The organism is Sphingobacterium sp. 1.A.5 (assembly GCF_002734235.1).
Classification (GTDB): Bacteria; Bacteroidota; Bacteroidia; order Sphingobacteriales; family Sphingobacteriaceae; genus Sphingobacterium; species Sphingobacterium daejeonense.
Window position 1 is genome coordinate 14,610 of sequence record NZ_PEBA01000013.1, and the last position, 23,703, is coordinate 38,312.

The 23,703-nt window shown below is 34.1% G+C and carries 32 protein-coding genes; 19 read left to right on the forward strand and 13 right to left on the reverse strand.

Annotation, left to right across the window (positions count from 1 at the left end; translation table 11 throughout):
- Positions 1-25 precede the first annotated feature (25 nt).
- From CRT24_RS08470 to CRT24_RS08500, 7 genes are all read left to right on the forward strand, one after another.
- On the forward strand, positions 26-397 hold the full coding sequence (locus tag CRT24_RS08470; RefSeq protein WP_099370812.1) for an STM3941 family protein: 372 nt from the start codon (positions 26-28) through the stop codon (positions 395-397).
- Between the two features lie 235 nt (positions 398-632).
- Positions 633-1,043, forward strand: a complete 411-nt coding sequence (locus CRT24_RS20625; protein WP_144034541.1) for a hypothetical protein — start codon at positions 633-635, stop codon at positions 1,041-1,043.
- A 151-nt stretch (positions 1,044-1,194) separates the two neighbouring features.
- Positions 1,195-1,581 (forward strand): DoxX family protein, encoded by a 387-nt coding sequence (locus CRT24_RS08480; protein ID WP_099370814.1) that lies wholly within the window; start codon positions 1,195-1,197, stop codon positions 1,579-1,581.
- Positions 1,562-1,930, forward strand: coding sequence for an iron chaperone (locus tag CRT24_RS08485; protein ID WP_099370815.1), 369 nt, complete (start codon positions 1,562-1,564; stop codon positions 1,928-1,930). Before CRT24_RS08480 ends, CRT24_RS08485 begins: the two co-directional genes overlap by 20 nt.
- Positions 1,931-2,074: 144 nt before the next feature.
- Complete coding sequence (nudK, locus tag CRT24_RS08490) at positions 2,075-2,653, forward strand: GDP-mannose pyrophosphatase NudK (protein WP_099370816.1); 579 nt, start codon at positions 2,075-2,077, stop codon at positions 2,651-2,653.
- A gap of 80 nt (positions 2,654-2,733) precedes the next feature.
- Positions 2,734-3,657, forward strand: coding sequence for a class A beta-lactamase, subclass A2 (bla, locus tag CRT24_RS08495; RefSeq protein ID WP_099370817.1), 924 nt, complete (start codon positions 2,734-2,736; stop codon positions 3,655-3,657).
- A gap of 6 nt (positions 3,658-3,663) precedes the next feature.
- The gene (locus CRT24_RS08500) at positions 3,664-4,059 is read left to right on the forward strand and encodes a hypothetical protein (protein ID WP_099370818.1); all 396 of its coding nucleotides are present in this window, start codon (positions 3,664-3,666) and stop codon (positions 4,057-4,059) included.
- Between the two features lie 14 nt (positions 4,060-4,073).
- Here CRT24_RS08500 and CRT24_RS08505 read toward each other — a convergent pair whose 3' ends face one another.
- A complete protein-coding gene (locus tag CRT24_RS08505; protein WP_099370819.1) occupies positions 4,074-4,685 on the reverse strand; it encodes a response regulator transcription factor in 612 nt (203 codons plus the stop codon).
- Entirely contained in the window at positions 4,678-6,630 is a 1,953-nt protein-coding gene (locus tag CRT24_RS08510) for a sensor histidine kinase (RefSeq protein WP_099370820.1), read from the reverse strand. Before CRT24_RS08510 ends, CRT24_RS08505 begins: the two co-directional genes overlap by 8 nt.
- 306 nt (positions 6,631-6,936) lie before the next feature.
- On the opposite strand from CRT24_RS08510, the gene CRT24_RS08515 reads away from it, so the two are divergent.
- The 4 genes from CRT24_RS08515 (at position 6,937) to CRT24_RS08530 (ending at position 10,345) form a co-directional block, all read left to right on the forward strand.
- Positions 6,937-8,049, forward strand: a complete 1,113-nt coding sequence (locus CRT24_RS08515; protein ID WP_099370821.1) for a hypothetical protein — start codon at positions 6,937-6,939, stop codon at positions 8,047-8,049.
- Between the two features lie 22 nt (positions 8,050-8,071).
- A complete protein-coding gene (locus CRT24_RS08520) occupies positions 8,072-8,608 on the forward strand; it encodes a hypothetical protein (RefSeq protein ID WP_099370822.1) in 537 nt (178 codons plus the stop codon).
- A gap of 409 nt (positions 8,609-9,017) precedes the next feature.
- Positions 9,018-9,869 carry a hypothetical protein gene (locus CRT24_RS08525; protein ID WP_144034542.1) on the forward strand — a complete coding sequence of 284 codons (852 nt, stop codon included), beginning with the start codon at positions 9,018-9,020 and terminating at the stop codon, positions 9,867-9,869.
- A gap of 209 nt (positions 9,870-10,078) precedes the next feature.
- A complete protein-coding gene (locus tag CRT24_RS08530; protein WP_257214004.1) occupies positions 10,079-10,345 on the forward strand; it encodes a GIY-YIG nuclease family protein in 267 nt (88 codons plus the stop codon).
- Positions 10,346-11,221: 876 nt separating this feature from the next.
- Here the strand turns inward: CRT24_RS08530 and CRT24_RS08535 are convergent.
- The 6 genes from CRT24_RS08535 to CRT24_RS08560 form a co-directional block, all read right to left on the reverse strand.
- The gene (locus tag CRT24_RS08535) at positions 11,222-12,175 is read right to left on the reverse strand and encodes a DUF4407 domain-containing protein (protein WP_099370824.1); all 954 of its coding nucleotides are present in this window, start codon (positions 12,173-12,175) and stop codon (positions 11,222-11,224) included.
- Position 12,176: 1 nt separating this feature from the next.
- Complete coding sequence (locus CRT24_RS08540; RefSeq protein ID WP_099370825.1) at positions 12,177-12,731, reverse strand: hypothetical protein; 555 nt, start codon at positions 12,729-12,731, stop codon at positions 12,177-12,179.
- Positions 12,732-12,735: 4 nt separating this feature from the next.
- The gene (locus CRT24_RS08545) at positions 12,736-13,014 is read right to left on the reverse strand and encodes an HNH endonuclease (RefSeq protein WP_099370826.1); all 279 of its coding nucleotides are present in this window, start codon (positions 13,012-13,014) and stop codon (positions 12,736-12,738) included.
- Positions 13,015-13,172: 158 nt separating this feature from the next.
- The gene (locus CRT24_RS08550) at positions 13,173-13,796 is read right to left on the reverse strand and encodes a low molecular weight phosphatase family protein (RefSeq protein WP_099370827.1); all 624 of its coding nucleotides are present in this window, start codon (positions 13,794-13,796) and stop codon (positions 13,173-13,175) included.
- A 12-nt stretch (positions 13,797-13,808) separates the two neighbouring features.
- Positions 13,809-14,273, reverse strand: a complete 465-nt coding sequence (locus tag CRT24_RS08555) for a DUF6428 family protein (protein ID WP_099370859.1) — start codon at positions 14,271-14,273, stop codon at positions 13,809-13,811.
- A 59-nt stretch (positions 14,274-14,332) separates the two neighbouring features.
- On the reverse strand, positions 14,333-14,662 hold the full coding sequence (locus CRT24_RS08560; RefSeq protein WP_099370828.1) for a helix-turn-helix transcriptional regulator: 330 nt from the start codon (positions 14,660-14,662) through the stop codon (positions 14,333-14,335).
- Between the two features lie 166 nt (positions 14,663-14,828).
- Here CRT24_RS08560 and CRT24_RS08565 point away from each other — a divergent pair, with 166 nt between their 5' ends.
- From CRT24_RS08565 to CRT24_RS08575, 3 genes are all read left to right on the forward strand, one after another.
- A complete protein-coding gene (locus tag CRT24_RS08565) occupies positions 14,829-15,272 on the forward strand; it encodes a DinB family protein (protein WP_099370829.1) in 444 nt (147 codons plus the stop codon).
- A gap of 427 nt (positions 15,273-15,699) precedes the next feature.
- On the forward strand, positions 15,700-16,515 hold the full coding sequence (locus CRT24_RS08570) for a sterol desaturase family protein (protein ID WP_099370830.1): 816 nt from the start codon (positions 15,700-15,702) through the stop codon (positions 16,513-16,515).
- A gap of 130 nt (positions 16,516-16,645) precedes the next feature.
- Positions 16,646-17,287 (forward strand): DUF4272 domain-containing protein, encoded by a 642-nt coding sequence (locus tag CRT24_RS08575; protein ID WP_099370831.1) that lies wholly within the window; start codon positions 16,646-16,648, stop codon positions 17,285-17,287.
- Between the two features lie 71 nt (positions 17,288-17,358).
- On the opposite strand, the gene CRT24_RS08580 is transcribed toward CRT24_RS08575, so the two are convergent.
- From CRT24_RS08580 to CRT24_RS08595, 4 genes are all read right to left on the reverse strand, one after another.
- Positions 17,359-17,571, reverse strand: coding sequence for a hypothetical protein (locus tag CRT24_RS08580; protein ID WP_099370832.1), 213 nt, complete (start codon positions 17,569-17,571; stop codon positions 17,359-17,361).
- Between the two features lie 29 nt (positions 17,572-17,600).
- Positions 17,601-18,185 carry a DapH/DapD/GlmU-related protein gene (locus CRT24_RS08585; RefSeq protein ID WP_099370860.1) on the reverse strand — a complete coding sequence of 195 codons (585 nt, stop codon included), beginning with the start codon at positions 18,183-18,185 and terminating at the stop codon, positions 17,601-17,603.
- A gap of 55 nt (positions 18,186-18,240) precedes the next feature.
- A complete protein-coding gene (locus CRT24_RS08590) occupies positions 18,241-18,750 on the reverse strand; it encodes a cupin domain-containing protein (RefSeq protein ID WP_144034543.1) in 510 nt (169 codons plus the stop codon).
- Positions 18,751-18,817: 67 nt separating this feature from the next.
- Entirely contained in the window at positions 18,818-19,387 is a 570-nt protein-coding gene (locus tag CRT24_RS08595; protein WP_099370834.1) for a Crp/Fnr family transcriptional regulator, read from the reverse strand.
- Positions 19,388-19,660: 273 nt separating this feature from the next.
- On the opposite strand from CRT24_RS08595, the gene CRT24_RS08600 reads away from it, so the two are divergent.
- The 5 genes from CRT24_RS08600 (at position 19,661) to CRT24_RS08620 (ending at position 22,052) form a co-directional block, all read left to right on the forward strand.
- Positions 19,661-20,002, forward strand: a complete 342-nt coding sequence (locus tag CRT24_RS08600; RefSeq protein ID WP_099370835.1) for a hypothetical protein — start codon at positions 19,661-19,663, stop codon at positions 20,000-20,002.
- Positions 19,995-20,555: an RNA polymerase sigma factor gene (locus tag CRT24_RS08605; protein WP_099370836.1), complete on the forward strand. Its 561-nt coding sequence runs from the start codon at positions 19,995-19,997 to the stop codon at positions 20,553-20,555. The genes CRT24_RS08600 and CRT24_RS08605 overlap by 8 nt, the downstream gene beginning before the upstream one ends.
- The gene (locus CRT24_RS08610) at positions 20,536-20,883 is read left to right on the forward strand and encodes a hypothetical protein (protein ID WP_099370837.1); all 348 of its coding nucleotides are present in this window, start codon (positions 20,536-20,538) and stop codon (positions 20,881-20,883) included. The genes CRT24_RS08605 and CRT24_RS08610 overlap by 20 nt, the downstream gene beginning before the upstream one ends.
- Before the next feature lie 97 nt (positions 20,884-20,980).
- Positions 20,981-21,484 (forward strand): GNAT family N-acetyltransferase, encoded by a 504-nt coding sequence (locus CRT24_RS08615; protein ID WP_218962597.1) that lies wholly within the window; start codon positions 20,981-20,983, stop codon positions 21,482-21,484.
- Between the two features lie 22 nt (positions 21,485-21,506).
- The gene (locus CRT24_RS08620; protein ID WP_099370838.1) at positions 21,507-22,052 is read left to right on the forward strand and encodes an AAA family ATPase; all 546 of its coding nucleotides are present in this window, start codon (positions 21,507-21,509) and stop codon (positions 22,050-22,052) included.
- Positions 22,053-22,106: 54 nt separating this feature from the next.
- Here the strand turns inward: CRT24_RS08620 and CRT24_RS08625 are convergent, their stop codons facing one another.
- Positions 22,107-23,687, reverse strand: coding sequence for a RagB/SusD family nutrient uptake outer membrane protein (locus CRT24_RS08625; protein WP_099370839.1), 1,581 nt, complete (start codon positions 23,685-23,687; stop codon positions 22,107-22,109).
- Positions 23,688-23,703: the final 16 nt, after the last annotated feature.

Genomic DNA, 23,703 nt, shown 5'->3' on the forward strand with positions numbered 1-23,703 from the left:
ATTAACTTTCATAAAAGCCAGATTAATGGAAAGAATTGAGGTCTGTACCAATAAAAAGAAATTATTTATTATAATCATTCTATCTTTTGTATTTGTTCTCCTAGGTACATATTTACTCATTGAACCTGGAAACTTTTCTAAATATAAAAGTTCTCCTATCATAACCCAGGTAATTGGGGTTTCTTCAATACTTTTATTTGGAGTTGCAATGATTTTATCTTTAATAAGAGTTATTAATCCGCAATTAGCGCTGATTATTGACTCTCAAGGATTAAATGTAAATCCAAAGAAATCATTGACCGACAACATAAAATGGAATGAAATAAAAGGTTTTAAAGAAATAAAAATAAATAGCACAAAGATCATAATAAATAAATTATATGATCCTTCGAAATGAATTAAAAATGAAACCAACCTAGTCAGACGAAAAATGATGCAGTTTAATAATGCTAATTATAGTTCACCGAATATTAGTGCAGTTGGACTTGACATAAGTTATGATCAACTAATCGAAACCTTGAATAAATATTATAATCAATATAAAATTGAATTAAAAGATACTATACCCTGAAATTATTATTCTGATTCCCTCAAGATTAATTAAATTAGATTCTTTCTTTTAAGAAATCGATATGCGAATAATTCTAGTTTTATTTATTTCCATTCTTTTAGGTTGTAGTCATAAAAAGAAGCTTAATGAAAACGAAAAGCATTATGTCCATATAGACGGAAGAGATACAACTAGGATTAGGTTAATTCGATTTCCGGATCGCTTTTATGGTGAGATGGTCAATACGAAGCCAGGAGGTTACCGTGTAATAGGTGAAATTAGTGGAAATGTAAAAGGTGATACCTTAATTGGGGATTACCATTATACACCTTATAAATGGAAGGAGAAAAAGCGTGTTCCATTTGCGGTATTAGCTGATGGAAATAATTATCTTGAAGGAAAAGGAAAAGTTCTTATATATATGGGGATTCCTTATTATGTTGAGAATACCCTATCCTTTCAAAACCCAAAAAGAATTTTTATCCCAGAATAATTCAATTTAATTCCTCATTATTTTAAGTCTTCATTATGTTCAATATCGAACAGGCTTCATATTAAGTTAGCAGTTCCATTTCTTGCCTTATGGCAAGTGTCAAATCCTTCTCCTCTAGTAATTTTGATTATTCATTTTAAACTTAAAAATTATGAAAAGAATTAAAATTTACTATTGGCTTTCCACCACATTTATCTTCTTATTTGAAGCAATAATGCCTTTGACGGCTACTATTTTTGCTCCTGACCAGTATAATGCAGGTACCAAGCCATTGGGTTATCCTGATTATTTTGCGATCAGTTTGATTGTTTGTAAAATTATTGGGGCAACGGCATTGATGATTCCAAGACTAAACCCAAAAATCAAAGAATGGGCTTATGCGGGCTTGGCTTTCAACCTGTTTTTTGCGGCCTTAAGCCATATTATTGTTGACGGTAATATAGGATATATTCTAATGCCAATTGTTGTCGGGATTATTCTTGCTATTTCATATATAAACAACGAAAAACTTAAAAATTATGGCAAAAACGAATTTTAAAAACATCGATGAATATCACTCCAGCTTTTCAGGAGATATCTTAAAAAGAATGGAGTTAACCAGGAAAATAATCAATCAAATTGTTCCTGAAGCTGAGGAGGTAATTAGCTATCAAATCCCTGCTTTTAAGATTGGGAAAAAGTTCCTTCTTTATTATGCAGGATTTCCAAATCATCTATCGCTTTCCCATCCTTGGAGCCAGGATTTCCTAGAGCATTTTAAGGATGAACTAAAAGATTATAAAGTTTCTAAATCCGTTATTCAGATTCCAAATGAAAATGAATTTCCAGAAGAATTTGTCGAAAAGATTATAAGGTTTCGAAGAGAAGAATTGAAAGAGACAGTTTAAAACAGGCTATAATTGTTATAATTTTTAATTGGGAAATTTATTTCGCAAAACGTATAATATCATCGTCATGAATTCTGTTTATTATTCAAATAAACAATTATAAAAACACTATAGACCAATTAAAATTACGACAATTATACTCACATGATAGAAAATATAAAGATCCTAAAGACAGAAATTCTTTCTGATAATTGGTATATCCTTAAGAAAGTCACGTATGAATACATAAAAAAGGATGGAACGAAACAAATTCAAAGCAGAGAGGCATATGATAGAGGAAATGGAGCGGTAATACTATTATATAATAAAGAAAATAGAACAGTAATTCTTACGAGACAATTCCGCGTGCCTACCTATATCAACGGTAATGAAACAGGAATGCTGATAGAAGCTTGTGCTGGTTTGTTGAACAATGATAATCCGGAGGATTGCATTCGACGAGAAACTGAAGAAGAAACAGGATTTAAGATTTCGGAAGTTCAGAAAATATTTGAGGCTTATATGTCACCTGGATCAGTTACTGAAATTTTATATTTTTTTATTGCAGAATACACCAAAGAAATGAAAATAAATGAAGGCGGCGGTGTTGAACATGAGGAAGAGAATATAGAAGTTCTGGAACCTTCGATTGAAGATGCCGTAAAAATGACAAAAAATGGAGAGATAAAAGATGCGAAGACAATTATGCTGCTTCAATATATTTGTTTAAATAATATCCTCTGAGATCTTTCTTAAAGCTATTATAATTTTAATTGCTGCTTACTCAAATTTCATTATCTTTATTCTCAATACATTCACACCTTATGAAAAGATTCCAATTTGTTTTTATCCCTTTCCTTATCTTCTTATTTAGTTTCCAATTATCATTTGCACAGAATGACTCTCTTGTTCTTTTAAAAAAGAAGATAGAACAAATCATTTCGCAGAAAAATTCGGTAGTTGGAGTTTCAATTATTGGAAACAATGGGCGGGATACTTTATCAATCCTTGGGGACAAGAAATTTCCGATGCAGAGTGTATTTAAGTTTCATATTGCATTGGCAGTTTTAGACTTGGTTGACAAAGGCAAACTTTCATTGGATCAAACGGTAAAGGTTGGCAAGAAAGATTTGATGACTTCAGGATTTTGGAGTCCTTTACGGGATGAAAACCCCAATGGTGGGAGCTTTACGATTGAGAAATTAATTCAATATGCAGTTTCACACAGTGACAATACAGCCTGTGATGTATTGATAAAACTTGTTGGATCAACAAAAGACGTAGAGAAATATTTTAAGAAAAATAACATTCAAGACATCCAGATTACTTATAATGAGCGCGATATGCAGGCCAAATGGGAGAATATGTTTCAAAATTGGACAACCCCGAAAGCTGCCAGCAAAACTATGATGTTGTTCTATGAAAAAGAGAATAACCCAATATCGAAAAATAGTTATTTTGTTTTTTGGAGGACAAATTTCGAAACTACCACCGGTGAAAAGCGCATAAAAGGCAAATTACCTGTAGGAACTCACGTCGCTCATAAAACGGGTTGGTCTGGAACTAACAAAGAAACTGGTATTACGGCTGCAGTAAATGATATTGGAATCGTCGTGTTACCCAACGATCAGCATTTTTACATCAGTGTTTTCATCACTGAATCAAAGGAAAATTTTGATTCCAATGAAGAGCTGATTGCTGATATAGCCAAAGCAGCCTATGATTATTTCGTCAATTTAAAGAAATAACCGAAAATGAAATGGACTTATAAAACCTACCTCAGAATAGGTGTTATTTCATTTATAATTCTTGGAATTGGACACCTTTTTGGAGAAGTTCAGATGAGCAGTGATGGTTCTATCGAAAAGCATCTAGACCAATATGATTTTAAACTATTGGGCTCCACCTTTAGTTTATATCAATTTCATCTTGGTTATAGTGTAATGATGGGGTTATTGATCATATTTATAGGATTGCTACTTCTCACGTTGCAAGAAATACAGAAACAAACCCTCTTCCTGCTGGCCATTGGAAGTATTATTATTTGTGGATTGATTTGGTACTTCTTTGCATTGCCAGGTCAGATATTTTCTACAATCTCTGCAGTGTTTTTTTCGTTAGCTTATTGGAAATTCCCTAAAGTGGAATGATATGTAAGGATTAATTATATCAATTTTTTCTCAATTGCGATTCTGACCAATACGGCTGTATTTTTTGCATCCAATTTTAGGAGAAGATTCTTTCGGTAGCTTTTTATGGTTTCGGGGCTAAGGAATATGCGTTCTGCGATTTCAGTGTTAGTCAGTCCTTCTGCTACTAATTTCAGCATTTCTCGCTCCCTTTGGCTTAGCCACAACTGAGTCTCTTTAGGTCGTTTCATCAGTAGGTCAATTTCATGGCAGAGGAAAGTTTCACCTTCAGCCACAGCCTTGATTCCTGCGAGGACCTCCTCGCACATTGCATTTTTTAGAAGGTAACCTGAGGCTCCGTGCTCTAACATTTGTCTGACTACACTATATTCATTATGAGTAGTCAGTGCCAAGACCCTCAGTTCTGGAAAACTTTCCTTTAATTCTTTACAGAAATCAACACCACTAATATCTGGCAATCCAACATCGAGAAGAAGAACTTCAGGATTCCAAAAACGGATCGAATTTCTGCATTCCGCTGCACTATAAGCTACCCCAGCAACCTTGGCAATTCCTGAACCTTCTATTAGACTCTGTAATCCTTCAGTTAGGATTTTATGGTCATCAACGATTGCAACATTAATCATAACTTTTGTTCTTTTTCAATTCCAGTTCAACATGTATTTCAGTTCCTTGTGAAGAGGATAAAACATCCATTTCTCCCTGAAAAGCTTCTACTCTTTGACGGATATTGCGGAGCCCCATTCCTTCAGAAGTTGTCTGTTGATCAAAGCCCTTACCATTATCTTGAACCGTGAAAGACACTCGATTTGATTCTTGAACCAGCTGAACGTTAATATGATTTGCATCGGCATGTTTGAGCGCATTGTTTACAAGTTCATGGATACAACGATAAACCATGATCTCCATTTTGCTAGGCAATCGACCTTCGTCTCCGAAATAATGGAAATCTGCTGTTGGAATTGCAGCACAGAAATCTGCCAGAGACACTTTGAGTCCATATCGCAGCAATGATTCTGGCATCATATGATGTGCCACACGGCGTAGCTCTTGGATGGAATCGTCCAACATACCCAACGCGGTTTGAAAACGCGTCACATCCATTGCTTCTAATAAAGCATCTCCATTCACTTGCGGTAGATTTAATTTTACAGCAGACAACATCCCTCCTAGTCCATCATGCAGATCTTTTGCAAGTCGGGTTCTTTCTGCAGCTTCACCATCAAGGGTTGCTTGAACAGCCACCAACTGTTTTTCCTGTTCTAAACGTCTGCTTTCTTGCTCTGCCAATTTACGTTTATTTACTGCCAATCGATATCGCACAAAGGCGAAAGCTAAAGCAATAAGCAAAATCCCTCCTATGGCGATGCCTAGCCAAATATATAATTGTCGTTGTTTTTCCAATGCTGTTATTTGTAATTCTTTTTTTTCTGTTTCGTATTTTACTTCCAAATCTGATATAGATTCCTGATATCCATCGGTAGCAAATTGCTGTATAGATTCAGAATATTCATCAATATAGTCTTCCACCGTTTTTAATTTGCCGAGATACATATTATTTCTAATATGATTGTACAGTACATTGTGTTTGATCTCAATATTAGAAGAATCTAACTTTCTGGCTTCACTTGCAAGCTGATCGCTCTCATGATAATTACCTTGATAATAGCGCACATTTGATAAGTTAATTAATAGCTGGGCTAGCAAATTTGGGTAGTTTACCTCCTTAGCTAATGCAAGACCTCTTTCAGTAAATAGCTCCGCCTGCTTATAATCTCCTGTTTCTTGATAACATCTACCCAATACCGAAAGGGCAACTGCTTCGCTGTATTTATTACCTAATTGATTATAGATATCGACAGCGCGCTTTGCATAATCAATGGCTTTTGGCATGTCGGTTTCTTGGTAGATATTTGTCAAAGCGATAGCAACTGATCCTAGACTCTCTTTATTATTACTTTTTATGGCCAGATCTTCAGATTGTTTCAGATATTTCTCTGCTTGTTTGAAATTTCTGAGTTGAAGGTATACATGGGCTATGTTTCCGAGTGCCATTCCCCTACCTTGATCATGACCTTCCTTTTCAAATAGTTGTAATGATTTAAGGTATTCCTTTATAGCTTCAGGATGGTTGTCTTGCATTTTATAGATAGAACCTTTGTTCATATGTGCACTGGCCAACTCTTTAAAGCCCGTTAACTCAGATGCTGGCTCAAATGCTAGGTCTTGATAATAATGTGCTGAATCATATTGTGAAAGGTAGAAAAATGACATTGCCGTATGGCTATATATTATAGATAACCATTTTTTATTGTCATGTTTTTTTGCAAGAGCAATACCTTTTTTACCATATTCAATTCCTTTTTCAGCATCCTGTTCCCATAAACTGTATACAAGTGCATCATATAACTCCAACTGTCTATCTACTGAGATATTTTTCTTCTCAAGTTCAAGTTTTAAAGAATCAACAATTGGCTGTTGCCCAGATGCATTCATGCTCAGTATCAGAAAAATAAAACTGAACGATAGAATTATATACTGCGGTACACCTCTAATTATAAATCTTTCCATGATATTATTTGATTAGTGGGTTTTATTCAAATATTTATTTGACAAAGGTAGTTGAGGGCTCTCTTGATTAAAACCCCCTTTAGGGGGTATCAGGAAATTTGGTCAATGTACTATTGGTTCATTCAAATATAAACAAAGATAAGAAGATTCTTAAAATCAAGGTTTTATCGCTTTTGTGTTTTTCCCCCTTTAGGGGGTATAAACGGAAATTTATCGAGGATAACTTTGCTTTATCAAATTAAATCAAAGGCAATGCTTGGCGAGATCAATTGAAAAATAAAATTATAAACGATAAAAATTAATGAAATGAAAGCAAAGATTTTAACAAACATCAGAATGACTTGGATGATGTTAATTACAGTAACAGTATTTATAAGCTGTTCGAAAAGTGATGATGCCGAACCCATTCCTCAAGTAACTTCCTGTGATGTTATCATTGTATCGGGGAAAATTGACAAACCTACTGTTTGGGAGCCAGGTTTTGTTTATGTGATTGAAGGCTCAGATTTAAGAGTAGAATCTATTTTAACTATCAAGCCTGGGGTGGTCGTAAAAATTAAGAATGCAGGAATTGGTATTTATGAAAATGGTAAAATATTAGCTGAAGGAACAGCAGATAAACGTATTGTTTTCACCTCACTGGCTGATGACCGTTACTGTGGCGACACGAATAACGACATTATGGCAAGTAAGCCTGAAAAGGGAGATTGGGTTTCATTGGATCTTAGTGGATCAGTAGGTTCTGTATTCAAATATGTAGATATATTCTATGCAGGTCAAAACAGCGGTGGAACAAATCGTGCTGTCGATATAGGTTGGACCCAATCAGCTGCCTTTACTTTTGATCATTGTAGAATAGCACACACGTTGGATGGCTCTCGGTATGATTCCCAAGCATTTTATGGCAGTTCTTCTATGATAGATGCCAACATAAGCCGCTTTACCAACAACGCATTGTACGACAATGGAAAGCCTATTTATTTCAATGCATTTTACACTTTAGATCCAAGTAATGTTTTTCATAACCCGGACGAACCAACTATGAAAAATAAACACAATGGTATTTATTTATTCGGAACTGTCCAGGATAAAACCGTCAGCTGGAATATAAAGGAAGTACCTTATGTGGTAAACCAATACTATCAAGTTTATAATTCTGCGACGATCAATATCGGTCCAAATGTAGTTGTGAAATTCATGAGCACAAGCGCAGGACTACAGAGAAATGCTCCACAGAATATCAATTTGAATTCCTCAGCCATCCTCACTTCTTATAAAGACGACGCAAATGGAGGAGATACTAATGCAGACGGGAATGCTTCAGCACCTACCAAGGGCGACTGGACAGGCTTTAGAAATGCATATGGGCCAAGCCCTACATGGCAACAGGGAACTAACATTCTATACTCAGCTCGCTAATTATTTTTTTAAATATAAAACAATGAAAAAAGCAATTATTATTTTCCTTGCGATAAGTTTCAGTCTTTCTGCTTATTCGCAACAGTTTCAAGTAGGATCAAGTGCAGCTAATCTTGGTATTGGTTTAGGAACAGCACTAGGAGGTCTAGGCAAAGCTAGACCTGCAATTTCAATCGCTCTAGATTATGGGATGTGGGATATTGGCGGACCAGGGGTAATTAGTTTAGGAGGTTATGTAGGCAATACAGGGTATAAGTACACTGACCTTGGGTATACGGCAAAATGGAATTATACAACAATTGGGGTTAGAGGAGCTTACCATTATAATGGCTTCAAAGCACCGCAGCTGGATGCTTACGCAGGGATGATGTTAGGCTACAATATCGTTAAATATACCTCAGATAATCAGGATAATTCGTTTGTAAACAATTATGCCAGCGGACTAGGATTCTCAGGGTTTTTAGGAGGAAGATGGTTTTTTAGTCAGCAATTTGGCGCCTTTGCAGAATTAGGATATGGTGTGTCTGTTTTGAATGCAGGGATTACCTATAAGTTTTAAATAATCAGTTTGTAGTATCTTTTTCATAATTATGACCCTCTGATATTAATCAGAGGGTTTTTAATTTTATAAGTGTTGGGCTTAAATTCATTCATAATGATTCAGAAGACCTTAATTTTGGTGAATAAAAAAACTAAATAAATAATATTTATTTTAAAAATAATTAATAGTATAATATTTACTTTTGAGAAATATTATTAAATACAAGTCGGTATTTAGAATAATTTTCAAAAAGTAATTATATATGCGTTTAATTTTATGCCTTTTAGCCCTTGTTTTAATATCAAGCTCTTGCTCTACCCTTTTTAACGGACGAGAAAAACAAGTCAAAATTCACACGGAATACCCTGCAACCGTTCATTTTCAAAAAGGACAAACCAAAACAACAAATAATAAGGCTTTCCTCATAGTGAAGAGGTCAAAAGATACCATTCAATTTTCAGTAGAGAGAGATAGTACCTTACAGACCTTTTCTGTAAACAAAAGAATATCCCCTAGCTTTTGGGCGAATGCATTGGCATTGCATGCATCACCGCTTCTGTTATTAGTCGATGTTACTAACTCAAAACGTTTTACTTACCCGACTGATATTTATATGGATTCTCTTGAATCCAAAAGAGGATATCATACCTATGAAAGGATTATTCCTAAAAACACCTGGGAACTACAGATCAATCTTCCTTTATTAAATATTATGAGGCACACAGATCCGTATGGATTTTACAATGCTGAGGATGGATTTCTGGGCCTCGGAATTGGAATCAATTATTTTTATAAAGGAAATACATATTTTAATTTATCTGCACAAACTCAATTAATTGACAACGGCCTGTTTAGTTTTCTATCTCGACACAGAAAAGAAAAAAGCGACTATCTTCGACTATTTACTTTATCCCACAATCATAGAATCAAAAAATTCCATGTTGGATATGGCATTTCGTATGGCTTTCACATCAAGAATTATTCTGTAGAAGTCAAGAATGGTGAAGATCCTTTGAGTTCGACATTATACGCTACAAGCAATAACTCTATTCCCAAAAAAGTCGAAAATATCGGCTATAGTGTTAATCCTGGGATCTTCGAAGACAAATCTATTACAGTTAGGACATTAGGATTGTGGGTTCCGATTTCTTATGAACTAAGTAAAGAATTTAGTTTATCATTTCAATATCGACCTACATTTCACAGGCTGAATGATGAAAAGAACATTAAATATGAAGATATGTTTTCAGGTGGATTGGCTTATAGATTGAGATTGTAAGGCTGTTGATATGTAACCAATAATTGGTCATGAAAAAATTGTCTAAAAAGATAGATAAGCAACACATAGTTTTTTAATAAGTAATCTTTGTTCATTCAAAATAGCCGTGAATAAGCCACTAAAAAAGTTTCTCTCTCTAAAGGAGAGAATGACTAGCTCGCTCGTTTAATAATTACATCATTATGTCCAAATGCTATTTTGTTTAGATTCTGACCAATTATAAAAGAACAGTCTTATACACTGGTGTCACTAATAATTTAAAAAGAAGAATTTTGGAACATCAATTTGACAACAATAATTGGAATTCATTTACGAAACGTTACAAAGTATTCTATCTAGTTTACTATGAAACCTTTTATGATATTTTAAAAGCAATTGATAGGGAAACTGCTATGAAAAAATTGTCCCGAAAGGAGAAAGAAACTTTGATTAAAGAGTTTAATCCTGAATGGCGATTCTTGAATAAAGAGATTTAGTGAATTTTTGTATTATTTATTCAACGTTCCACCGAATTAGGCATGAATAGTTAAATAAATAGTTTCCCTCTCTTACGAGAGAGAATGACAAGATCGCACGTTTAGTGAGGGGTGGAATTGGAAGGGAAAGTGGTCGCTGCGGCGACCACTTTCCCTTCCAATTCCACCCTAGCCCACCCAGAAGACGGTGTCATTCTCGAGCTTTAGCTCGGGAAACTATTTGGTGATCATAATTTAATTATAATCCAATAGCTAAATTCAACAACTTACTCTATGCTAATCAGAAATACATTTTTTATTAATAACTAACTTTCGCAATTTCAAAATAGCCAGGAATAGCTAACTAAATAGTTTCCCTCTCTTACGAGAGAGAATGACAAGATCGCACGTTTAGTGAGGGGTGGAATTGGAAGTGAAAGTGGTCGCTGCGACGACCACTTTCACTTCCAATTCCTCCCTAGCCCACCCAGAAGACGGGGTCATTCTCGAGCTTTAGCTCGGGAAACTATTTTTTTATAATTTATTATTATATATAAATCAAATCCAATTCCTTACATTCGGTTTATTAAATCAATCACATATTATGAAACCTGAAAGCTTGTCTCAATTAACCGACCAAGAACTTGAGATCAAATGCAACCCTGATAGGATTGAGTTTTGGAATAGTATTTTACGCTCTGATAAACAAAGGATTGGGATTGTTTTCCATTCTACCTATTATTTTTGCATATATCGTTTTGAGGAATTCAAAGAATAACAAAATATTGGAAAATGAAATCCAAAAAGAAATGGATTCAAGGATTATTAAATAAAAAAATAAGCTGGTGACCCCTTGGACCACCAGCTTTACATATATAGAATTAATAACCTCCTCCCCTATACATTCAACCTTTCCAACATTTTCATCCGAACATCAGTCTGATGGTTGACGAGTTTGTCATAGTCAGAAGCTTTATCAAAAAGCTTGATGGTGACCACAAATAACTCAATCGACAAGAAGAAAAAGAAGAATAGAGCATAGACGGTAAAACCGATTGTTGAACTTGTAATGACATCATGCAGGATATTCAATTCGTCGATAAATCCCGAAGATTTCCTCAGATCTTTCTCTTTATTGGCCTTGATGGAATCCAAAGATCCAATAGTCTTGAATTTTTGGGCATTTAAAATATTTATCTGTTCATTGATCTGCTCCAATTCACGTTTTTTCGGGTTTTCATTAACCATCTTGTTGGTCGAATTGGTACTATTTATTCTTTTGCCTTCGTTATCCCTAGTCACTGATGTATTCGTATATGAAGTCACGATTACCGGGTTTTTCTGCAAATCATCTGATAGCTTTTGAGACCGCTGTTCTAATTGAAAAATACTGCTGTCAATGGTGTTAACCTGTTGATCAATATCCTTTTCAGAATTTTGAATGGCAATCTTTACTCTTTCTTCCATGATCTGCGTTTTCCGAAGTTCAATATCATCTTTGAAGAGAATCTGATCTAGAATAAACGAACCCAAAATAGCCATTACAATTGCCAGGGTAATCCGGAATCCAATGGACCATTTATTGACTTTGGTTGAAAGAATGATAATCCTTTCGATCTGTATGACGACGAATGCTGCAATCAAAGAAGCTAACAGCCCTCCGAATACACCAACATGCAGATAATTTGTTGCAAATGAATATGCGATAAACATCCAAACCAAAACAATTAAAAGAATGGCTGAAGTGAATTTCTTCACAGCCTTAGAGCTTAATTCGCTGGAATGCTGAACAAGGTAATAGTTGTAGCCTGTAAGGAAGCAACCGAACCTGAGCCATAGATTTTTCTTCATGTTAAAACTCTTTTGAAAGTAAGGTCCTTTGTGTAATGGATGCCAAACCTTTGGTGAAACCTCTATTATAAGCCAAAATAGCACGCTCAAACAATCCTGAATCCGTTTTTAGAGATTCTTCAATTTGTTCAACTTTCTTGATATGGTTCTCAAGATCTTCCTTCTTGGAAAGAAGCTCCTCAACTAAATCTATTAATCCAGATCTTTTTCTCGAGCTAACATGGAATTCAAGTTCTTTCAGAAATGACTCGTGATAGGTCTTTACTTTTGAAATAATGATTTCAAGATCAAATTTTATCAATCGGAGGTTATCTTCTTTGTATTTGTCATCGGGGCTGGTGAGAGCATCATTGAAACCCTTGGATTCAAAATCTGATTGAAGATAGGAATATATCGCATTGATACCTGTGAACGAATTTACTGGAGCTGTCCAATCTTGGACGGTGTCCTTTTCAACGAAAATATCTTCAGGAATTGGTGGTAAATGTCCATTGATAAGAGCATCCTCAGTAGAACTGCCGTTCTGCTTTTTCTTAAAGAAATTAAATAGACTCATTAGATTAAATGTATTTGGTTGGTATTTTATATTTACGGTGACCTCGTTTATGGCAAACTTCACACAGTGTTATCAACAATTCATTTGGATAGTCCCAAGGTTCTTTAAATCGGTTCAACCTATTGATAAAGTGATATTGACGGTGATGAACCTGCAAGCCATGGACATCTTGACAAATAACGCATTTGTTCTGATCCCTGTCCAAGATCGTCTTGCGCTTTTGTTTCCACTTTATATCAAATAGTGAGGCACCATATGAACCATGTGTTTCGGGAACTTTCATGGAAAATTAGATTAATAATAAATGTGACTTAGTTAGTTAATCTAAAGTAAGAAACCTTATGTAATTATTTGTGAATGAGGGTTGATATTGGCTTTTTAAAGCCAAATAAAATAATTTTTGTAGAGGAATTATTATCTATTATGCAGTTATTAAATTTTTTACAGATCTGGAATAATTAGTTTTGAAAAGACATAAAACATTTCTCGACCTATTTCAACACTTCTTGCTTTGTAGGTTTCATTCTGATCTTTGCGGTTATCTGATATTTTTGGGTCATCATACATTATTGAGATTCTACGTTCACAGCCCGGAACATACGGACAACCCTCATCAGCTTGAGAACATGTCATTATAGCTGCGAAACTTGATTCAGGATTAAATGATGAATCAAAAGTCTTAGAAAATCCAATTATAGGAAATTCAGTTACAGAATATTTAATAGCATATATAGGATTTATTCCAGGAGAGATCATATCAATTTTAAAACCCTGATTGATTAAAATCTCTATAACTTTTGGATATACAGCAGTACTTTCTGTTCCTCCTGAATAACAATGAACACCTTTCACTTTATAATATGAAGATGCTACCTGAGCCCAAATTTGTGAAAAATGGCTTCTTCTGGAATTATGGGTGCATATAAAATTTAGGTTAATGGGCTTGTTTAGCGAAATTTTATCCTGAATATATAATATGAGTGGTTGGAGGATCTCTTTCCGATCCTCCGATATATCTTTGTTTGCAATATGCGAATCTATAAATTCTAAGAGAATAGGATACATAAGCTCGTTTTATTAGCAGCAGCCAGAATTTGGAGTGCAGCATCCACTTCCCAAAGTTGATAATTTAATTTTCTGTTTCTCCTGAGGAATTCCACAAGAATCCTCAGCAAGACAAGCCGTAAATTTATTCTTTAAGATAAATTTGCTGCCGTCAAAATCAAGATCATATTTTCCTATAGTACCTTCTTGGTACTCAACTTCTACCTCCCCTTCTTCGATTCCTAATTTGTCCTCAGAAAGCATTATAATATTCAGCAATTTCGAAGGTTTCAAACGATGATCAAAATCATTGGCATTCCATAATTGGAAATTAATAATCTTTTCTTCCCTGATTACTCCACCGCAATCAATGAATTTCTTATTTATCTGACCTATTTCTGTTACATGAAAATGCTCAGGGACTGTTGTTCCATTTTCTAACTTGAATTCTACATTATCCAAGGTTGTTAATATTTCTTTAATTTCTGATAATTTCATAAAATATTTATTTAAATAGTAATATTGCAATATGACGATGTAATCATTTAAAAAAAATGCTAACAGCATTTATTCATTTTAATATTTTGATTAAAAAATAGATTTAATTCTGATTTTAAGTTATTCCATACTTCTAAATCTATACAATAACAGACAGATTTACCTTCAATGGTGCCTTTAATGATTCCCAAATTCTTTAATTCTTTTAAATGTTGTGAGATTGTAGCTTGAGCTAAACCTAATTCATCTACCAAATCATTACAAATACAAGATTCTTGATTAATTATAAATTGAAGAATCGAAATTCTAGCTGGATGTCCTAAAACTTTTAAGGTTGAAGCAATCCTATTCTGTTCTTCCGTATATATTTCGGTTTTTGTAATCCCCATATCGCAATATTACGATATTAAAATGTAGTTACAAAACTTTAATATTAATTGTTGTTAGATTTAGTAAATTAAATTTTCAAATAACATAATAGAACTAATGCAGAGTTTTAGGAGGAAATAGCCAAATTGGCAAAAATTAAAAAGAGAAATAAAACAATGTTTTAAAATGAAAGACTTCTTTAATGAACTATTCGAATACAGCCATCATTATAACCAAGAATTGATTGAGATAATTCAAAATAATCCTGAAAATATATCTGATAATGTTTTAAAAATATTCAGCCATATATTGAATGCTCATCATGTTTGGAATAATCGTTTGATTGGAAACATCCCAAAATATGGAGTTTGGCAGGAACATGCTCCCGATGAAATGATATTTATAGAAAACCAAAATTTTGAAGAAAGCCTACGAATTCTAGAAACTTTAGACTTAAATGAAAATATTGATTACAGAAATACTGCAGGCAAACAATTCAAAAATGGAATCAGAGATATTATTTTTCACATCATTAATCATTCTACATATCACCGAGCGCAGATAGCTACTGAGTTTAGAACTTCTGGTTTAGAACCGTTGATGACAGATTTTATTTTTTATAAACGATGATTAATCAGCATTCTTTAATTCTTTGGAAATTTATAAAATGAAATGCCACAGCGTTGTTGTTTCTTCCAAAACTTTAAAAGATATTCAATGTTAAATAAGATATATTTACCATTCAGAAAACATTTCAATATATGCAAGTAATTTTAGGAGCAAGATTAAAATTCTTCTGAAATTAATGAGAAATCCCAATTTCTTTGTAACTTAATATTATTCATAATAAATCATCCCTATGTTGACAGAAATTAACCATTCTGTCAATTTTTACTTGCAATTAAGTAAATCCTTGCTACTCCCTATATAATTCGTTAAAATTTTCATGCAGACTACTGTGTAATAATTTTGGTTATTACAATTTTTAGCATCCTCCTATTTGTATGTGAATTTTTTGATGTGAACCTGAATAATATAAACCCTAAATAATATAGACATGGAATTGCTTGAAAAAATCCTCAGCATCAATTCGAATTACATTGTAATCGGATTATTGGTTTTCTTCTTTACAATGGAGCAGATTACATCCAATCCATTTTCCTTCAAAAAAAGAGGTGGACACCTGATTCAAAACATGTTGTTCCAAATAATTCTTGTCCTACTCAACATTTCTGTTGTAGTACTGCAAGTTTATTTGATAGAATGGCTTAATGAACGTAGAATTGGACTCTTATTTTTGGTAGAATTGCCAATATGGGTAAAGTTGATCCTTGGTGTAATGCTTTATGATTTTACAACTTATTGGATTCATATTGCAGCACACAAAGTCCCTATTATGTGGCGACTACATCGTGTCCATCATAGCGATACTTCGATGGACTCTTCTACAACCTTTAGATTTCATCCATTAGAAATGATTCTGGTATACGAGGTTGGAAATGTCATCTGTGCAGGTGTTTTTGGAACAGATGTATTAGCCTTGGGATTATACTATTTTATTCTCAATATCTTTCTTTTCCTTGAACATTCCAATTTGCATTACCCTAATTGGCTAAACAAATCATTAGGTTTATTTTTCGTGACTCCAGACCAACATAGAGTACACCACCAACAAGATCAATTTTATACTGACTCCAATTTTGCTGATATATTTATCATTTGGGATCGTATTTTCGGAACTTACAAAACCCTTCCGGTTGAAAAAATGAAATACGGATTAGCCGAGTTCGAAGGAACCAAAAAACAAGGATTTCTATTTCTGATGATAAGTCCCTTTATAAATATCAAAAGAATAAAATCTGACAAAACATAACTGTATGAAAATCATATCGTTCTCTCAAAATTGTAACTAAACAGTTGATTTTAAGCAAAACTCCGTCACATTTTGTATATTTATTACAACCTAATTCATTGAGAATCAACTATCCTTAAATCTAAGTGATATGACGGAGGACGAAAAAATAGATATCAAAGAAATCAACATGCAGATCATTGGCAACAAAGGATATCGATATATCGACTGGTTGCCAATTCTGGAAGATCCAAATATTAGGTCGTTATCTGAAGTCAAAGGTAGGATGGCTATTCTTTTGGCTTTGGTCAATATTTCATTGGATGCGCCAATGGAAGTGATCCGAGATTGGCTTTTCGACAACAACCTGTCAAAACACCTCTCCAAAACGGAAGAGGCAATATTTGCCAAGAATGATGATGAGGTTACTCAAGATGACAAAAATAGACTTCGTTGGTATCTGGAGGGTTTGTGGGCATTGATGTGGGCAACAAATCTGACAAATGAACTCAAGGAAAATGAGTGGTGTGGAAATGATATGGCGTCCCTCCTACCAAATATTGAAAATGATGACGACACTGAAAAGATAGATGCAATTACTGAATTGAGATCAGAAAGAGAATTATATATTATGCTTGACTATCATTATCGCTTGCACTGGTACTGTGTGGATGAAAGGATCAATGGAAAGCAAGCTAAAATCAACGAGGGAATAGTGTACGAAAGAAGATATGTGCTAGAATGGCTAATGGATAAAGATTCGGATTGGGATGATGTAGGAATGAGTACTTAATAATTGTACCCAAGGTCTTCTCATTATTAAATCATGAGTAGAAAAAAAATAGCCAATATTAATACAATTGGCTATGATAATTTTTCCTTAAATTTCCTTAATTCTTCATCGATCAGGTCTGGCCATTTCTGGAGTCCTTCTCGGATTACTTGCTCTCCAAAGGTTGCATCTTCTTCCTTAGTTTTCAGCATTGCTTCCTCTTGCAATTGATTTAAATATTCTGCCGTAGGCGGTTCATTGTTTGAAGAAGAGTTTTGTTCTAGTGCGTCATTTCTGTTTTCCATGTTTAAAATTGTACAATAATTAAGCCACGCTATCGATTATTTTCATTATCAATAGTTTTTATAACCTTTGCTGGTATTCCACCCACTACGGTATTTGCGGGAACATCTTTGGAAACTATTGCTCCTGCCGCAACGACTGCGTTTTCTCCAATAGTAACTCCAGGAAGAATAGTCGCATTTGCACCTATCCATGCATTCTTTTTGTTAGTTATGCGACTAGGAACTAATGAATGTCTCTTTTCTATTTCTAAAGGATGGCCTTCAGATAACAGGCTAACCTTCGGTGCTATTAACACATGGTCTTCTATGGTAATCCCACCAAGCCCAAGGAAAACGCAATCAAAATTTATAAATACTGACTTTCCAATCTTAATATCCTTCCCATAATTGATATAAATCGGTGTAAAAACATCTGTTGATTCATGAATTTCTGCTCCAACGATTTCTGATAGGATCTTTCTGATCTCATCAGGCTCGCTTGAAGCATTCATCTTTAACAATAATTCTTTAGTCTGATACGATGCCTCTCGCATTTTATATCCATCAGGATCTGATCCAGCAATGGTTTCACCACCTTTTAACCTTTCAAAAATATCTTTTTTTGGATTGTCCATATAGGTTGATTTAAGTTTATTAAAGTTATTAAACATTCCAAAAAAAACACTAAAATTATTCTATCTGATATTTTTTTAACATCTTTTCCAAATATCCATTTCTGATATTCCAATAAGCAACCAAATTGAGGACAGGCTGGGCCAAAGCCAATAAACCTGTCGAATAGGAATTGTTCAATTTTACAAAAAGAGCTAAATCTTTAAATTTCTTGGGTGTACCTGAATGTGTACAAAGGCCATCAAAGGAAAGATTCTTCGAGAACAACAATGCTCGTTCAAAATTTTTATTCCCTGGACTTACTGTTACAATAAGAACACAGTTTTCTTGAGATACATTATGAAAATAGTGAACATCCAAGGCGTATATCGTAATTGAATCTCCCACATTTAGATTATAAACCTTTCCATTGCAGCCTATCTCCAACTTCCCAGAAAGTATTAAAAATGATTCTGAAAATTCCTTATGGTAGTGTTTAGGAGTTCTTTCTTGAGGTTTAACAACAAATTCAATCTTTGTGATATCATGATTACTTTTAGACTCTATTAGTCTTATTCCTTTTTCCATAGCATTGTTTTTTACAAAGCTAATTTGGAATCGGGCACCAATCCATTCACCCAAGTTAAGAAATGAATTAAGCTAATCGGGATCTAATTCTGCTCAAAGATTGAGGTTTTATACCCAAATAAGATGCGATGTGATATTGGCTGATGCGCTGGATTAACTCTGGTTGTTGTTCAAGAATTTTTAGATATCGTTGTTCTGGACTATGCGAATAAAAAGACGTCAATTCTTGAAGATAGTAAATGAACAAACCTTCCATGATTTTTCTCCCAAATTTTTCTCCTTCATTAAACTCCTCGTAGAATTTTTCAAGCCCTTCCCCTGAAATAACTAATATTTCAGAATCTTCTAGCGCCTGAATACTTTTTGTGGAAGGAGTTTTTGTCAAAAAGCTCTCATGATTACTGATATATTCATTTTCTTTAGAAAACGCAAATGTCTTTATTTCTCCATCCTCATTGAGATAATATCGAAACAGACCGGAATTAATAAATCCTACGGAATTGGCTACCTCTCCTTCTCTCAAAAAAAACTCCTTCTTCTTTATCCTTTTAAATAAGAATAAGGATTCTAATTTAATTTTTTCTTCTTCTGATAGATGGATATATGAAGATATATTTGACAAAAGCTTCTTATACATGGAGTTAAATTTAAGAAAATGAAATTCGTGACCCTATCCTTTAAACCACTTTTTTGTTAAATGGTGTTAAATCTATCATTCCATAACACGAAAAACATCACCCCGCCGTTATTATTACAAAGAAAGCAAAAGAGTAAAAGAGTATATAATTTCATAATTTAGGTTAATAATTGGTTTGGTAAAAATCCTGAGCTTCCCCAGCTCAGGATTTTTTTTTATAAATCTTGTAACCTTTTTCTCCATATTGTACACTAATGTATAAAAACGAAAATTATGCAACCATTTGAAGCTTTAATACCAATATCATTCTTTGCATGTATTGTATTGTGTGTATTCTTTATTAGCAAGTATCGGTCAGAAACTATTACCAAATTAGGTGGTCCCATTCCAAAATCTCCACGAAACAAAAACGCTTGGAAAAGAGTAGGAATTGTTATCATTGGTTTGGCAGTAGGTCTTTTGTTATCAGGAGTATTGTTTGCGACCAATGTCTTACTTGACAACAATGACTGGACAGGATTTATTGTAATGGGTTTATTGTCGTTGACAGTAGGTTTATCCTTGATCATTGCAGATAAACAAACAGAGCAAGACGAGCAAAACATTGATGGATAGTCTATACATAGACAAAGTCCTATCTGGAGACAGCCATGCTTTTGGTTACTTTATAAGTAACTATAAGGACATGGCATTCTCTGTTTCATTATCAATCGTCAAGAATGAACTGTTGGCAGAAGAGGCAACTCAAGAAGCCTTTATACAAGCTTATCTTTCCCTCAAGAACTTCAATGCCAATTCTAAATTCAGCACTTGGTTTTATAAAATAGTAATTCGCTGTTCTTATAAATTGATCAGTAAGAAGAATTTGATGCAGGTGGAATTTGATGTCAACCATCATGATGCTGAAATCGATGAAAATGCTCTACAAACTTTATTAATAGAAGAACAGAAGCAAATGATCAACGAAGTTTTGATGAAGATGCCAAGCAATGAATCATTAGCATTAAGACTTTTCTATTTGGAGGAATTATCTGTTCAGGAATTATGCGAAATAACAGGATGGACAATCGCAAACTCTAAAGTAATCCTACATCGAGCAAGGAAAAGAATGGCGTATGAATTAAATAAAGAACTAGACAATGTACATTATGGAAGAAAACAAGGATAAATTCAAAGAGATAATGTCAATGGCTAAAGTAGAATTGCCATTTAAAGATTTTGATTCCAAGGTAATGGCTGAAATCCATAAAATAGAAGCAGATAAACAATCCATTTCCAAGACTCGGAAATATGCCCTATTATCATTTTTCTTTGGAGCTTTGTTTGGTTTAGGAATGAACTACTTATTTATGGAACTTATTTCCACTAAAATCACGGATGCTACTGTTAAGAATTACCTAATGATTCTTTCTCAGATGATATATGTAATTCTTTTCGCTTTGCTGATCGATAAAATCCTAAAATTAAGGAGGTTTAAAAGGGAGGCCAATATATAAAACTAAGATTACTAAATTCTTAAGTTTATCATAAAACCACTCTATTCTAACATTATTGTGTTAATATTTTTTACTTTTATTTAAAAATAAATAATCTATGTTAGAATTCGGACAATATAAAATTTTAAAGTTTGTAAATACAACGATGGATTTTGATTATTATTTCCAGATGGTGAATGATGGGAAAGTAATGGAAATGATCACTGGGAAACCTCTAGATTATGCTGAAGCGAGGGAGGATTTCAAAAATCTTTTAAAGATAAATGCCATTTCACCAAACTTTGGGACATTTAAAATCATTGATAAAACAAAAGGATGTCTCGTTGGTCTCGCGAAGCTTGAAATAACTGAATCTAAAACAGAAATCGCAGAATTGGGTTATATAATTATTCCAGAATATTGGGGCAAAGGGATCGGTACTTTGATTTCAACAAATTTGGTGAGTTATGCAAAGTCTACAAAATCCTTAAAAGGATTGTTTGCAATTATAGACCCTAAAAATATAGCCTCAAGAAAGATTCTGAATAAAAATGGATTCCAGTTCCGTGAATACAAAGATTTTGATGGATTGCCCGGAGAAATCCTAGAACTGGTTTTTTAAATGGGTATAAACTAAGCGATTAATGGATAATAGGAACAATAACTACTTCGTTTTAACGGGTGGACCTGGGACTGGCAAAACCACAATTTTGGAAAATTTGAAAAACAAGAATTATTTATGCATTCCAGAAGTAGCCCGAGAAATTATAAAAGATCAAGTTCAAAAAAGAGGCTCTGCCCTTCCCTGGGCAAACAAAGAAGAATATGCACAAATGATGTGGCAGGAGTCTGTCCGTTCTTACCAAGAAACAGTTGAAAACAATACGGCAGAAAATATCTTTTTCGATAGAGGAATATTGGATACCATCTGTTATATGGAAATGGAAAACTTAGCAGTCCATGATGAGCAGGAAAAATATCTAATGACACCCTTGTACCGAAGAATATTTATTTTACCTCCGTGGAAAGAAATCTATGTAACCGATGAAGAAAGGAAACAATCGTGGGAGGAAGCTCTGAACACCTACGATGCGATGCGCAAAGTTTATGACAGATATGGTTACGATGTATTGGAGGTGCCTAAGGAAGATGTTGAGAACAGAGTAGAATTTATTTTAAGAAATATATAAAACAAAAGAGGCTATCAAAAAATTTGATAGCCTCTTTTTCATTATATCAAACTCTTAATTGGTAGCTTGATAGTCTTTGTTTTGAGTTAACTCAGGATTACGTTGAAGTTCATCCAATGAAATCGGCCATAGAAGATCTGAATCTTTAAATGTAGCACCTGAAGCATTTTGTGCACCCACAAGATTAACCCAGGTAATTTTCCCTTTTTCTGTAGTAGAAATATTAGGGAATTTTCCAGTTCTTAAGCAGTCATCCCACATTTTGAATTCCAATGGCAATTCACGCAATCTTTCGTTCCAAACCTCTTCAACGAATGCATTCAGAGATAGACCTTGAAGTTCAGTAGTGAATTGTGCTACGGTTTTATTCGTTGTTGAAGCACGAGCTTTAATCCTTGCCAAGTATCCAGCAGCTTCAGCTGTTACCGCATTGCTTGCTTTAGCAGTACTTTCAGCAGCAATCAATAATGCTTCAGCATAACGGTAGATATTCCAATCTTTCGTACCACGACCAGTGTTCAATAATGCACTTTCATCAACAAAATACCATACACCCGCATCATCAGATTTCCATACTTTCTCGTTATTAGGGTTTTTATATTCCCAATGGAAGAACTGGTTAGGTTGAATCCTTAAGTCATCCGCTTTATATACATTCAAGAATCTTTTTGTTGGACCGTACACTCTTTCAAAGATAGAATACTTATCGAATACAGCAGTTGCCGATCCGTTGAATGCATAAGTTGTCCACCATCCACTTGAATTAATTGCGCCATCAAATTCATATGCATAGATACTTTCTGCTAGGTCATCCGTTTTTCTTAATTTATTGTATGCACTGTTCATCTTCAAATCATCATTGGCTGTAAGCCCATGAGCAGAATTAACGACCATTTTTGAATAAGTCGCTGCATCAGCAAATTTCCCTTGTTGCAAATAAACATTCGCAAGAGTCATCGCAGCCACATATTTGGTAATTCTCTTTTTGTTGTCTGTGAAAGTTACAGCAGGCAAAACCTCTACTGCCTCTTTTAAATCCGTTTCAATTAATTTGTAAACATCAGCTGCGGCAGTACGAGTAAGATAAAGATTACTTAAGTCTTCCGTAGGTAAAGTTGGCATCGGAACATCTCCAAAAGTCTTCACCAAATAGAAATAATTGAAGGCTCTGAAGAATTTTGAAGTTGCGATAAGTACTTTTTTATTTTGCTCATTTGGCATAGCAATATCCGGAATATGCAAAATTCCTCCATTGGCTATATTAATGGCAGAATAACCATCATCCCAAATGGAATTCATCGTATTGGAAACAATACGTGTATTTTGTTGCCTGACCAATTGGCGTGAATATGCACATACCAATTCTTGATTTTCATAAGAGTTGGTGAAATAACCCGTTAAAAAAGTAGGAATTGATGCTGTAGGACCCAAATATGCACTTCCGGCATTTCCATAACGTACTGGTGCACCACGACGATATAGTGCATTGACATTTGCTGTTGCCTGTGCCTCTGTTTTAAAGAAAACTTCTAACTGCTCATTCGAATCAGGGTTCTCTTCCAAAAATTTCTCACATGAACTTAAACTCAAAGCTCCAGTAAGAAGTATAGCGATTGCAAAATTTTTAGTTTTCATAATAATGTTTCTTCAA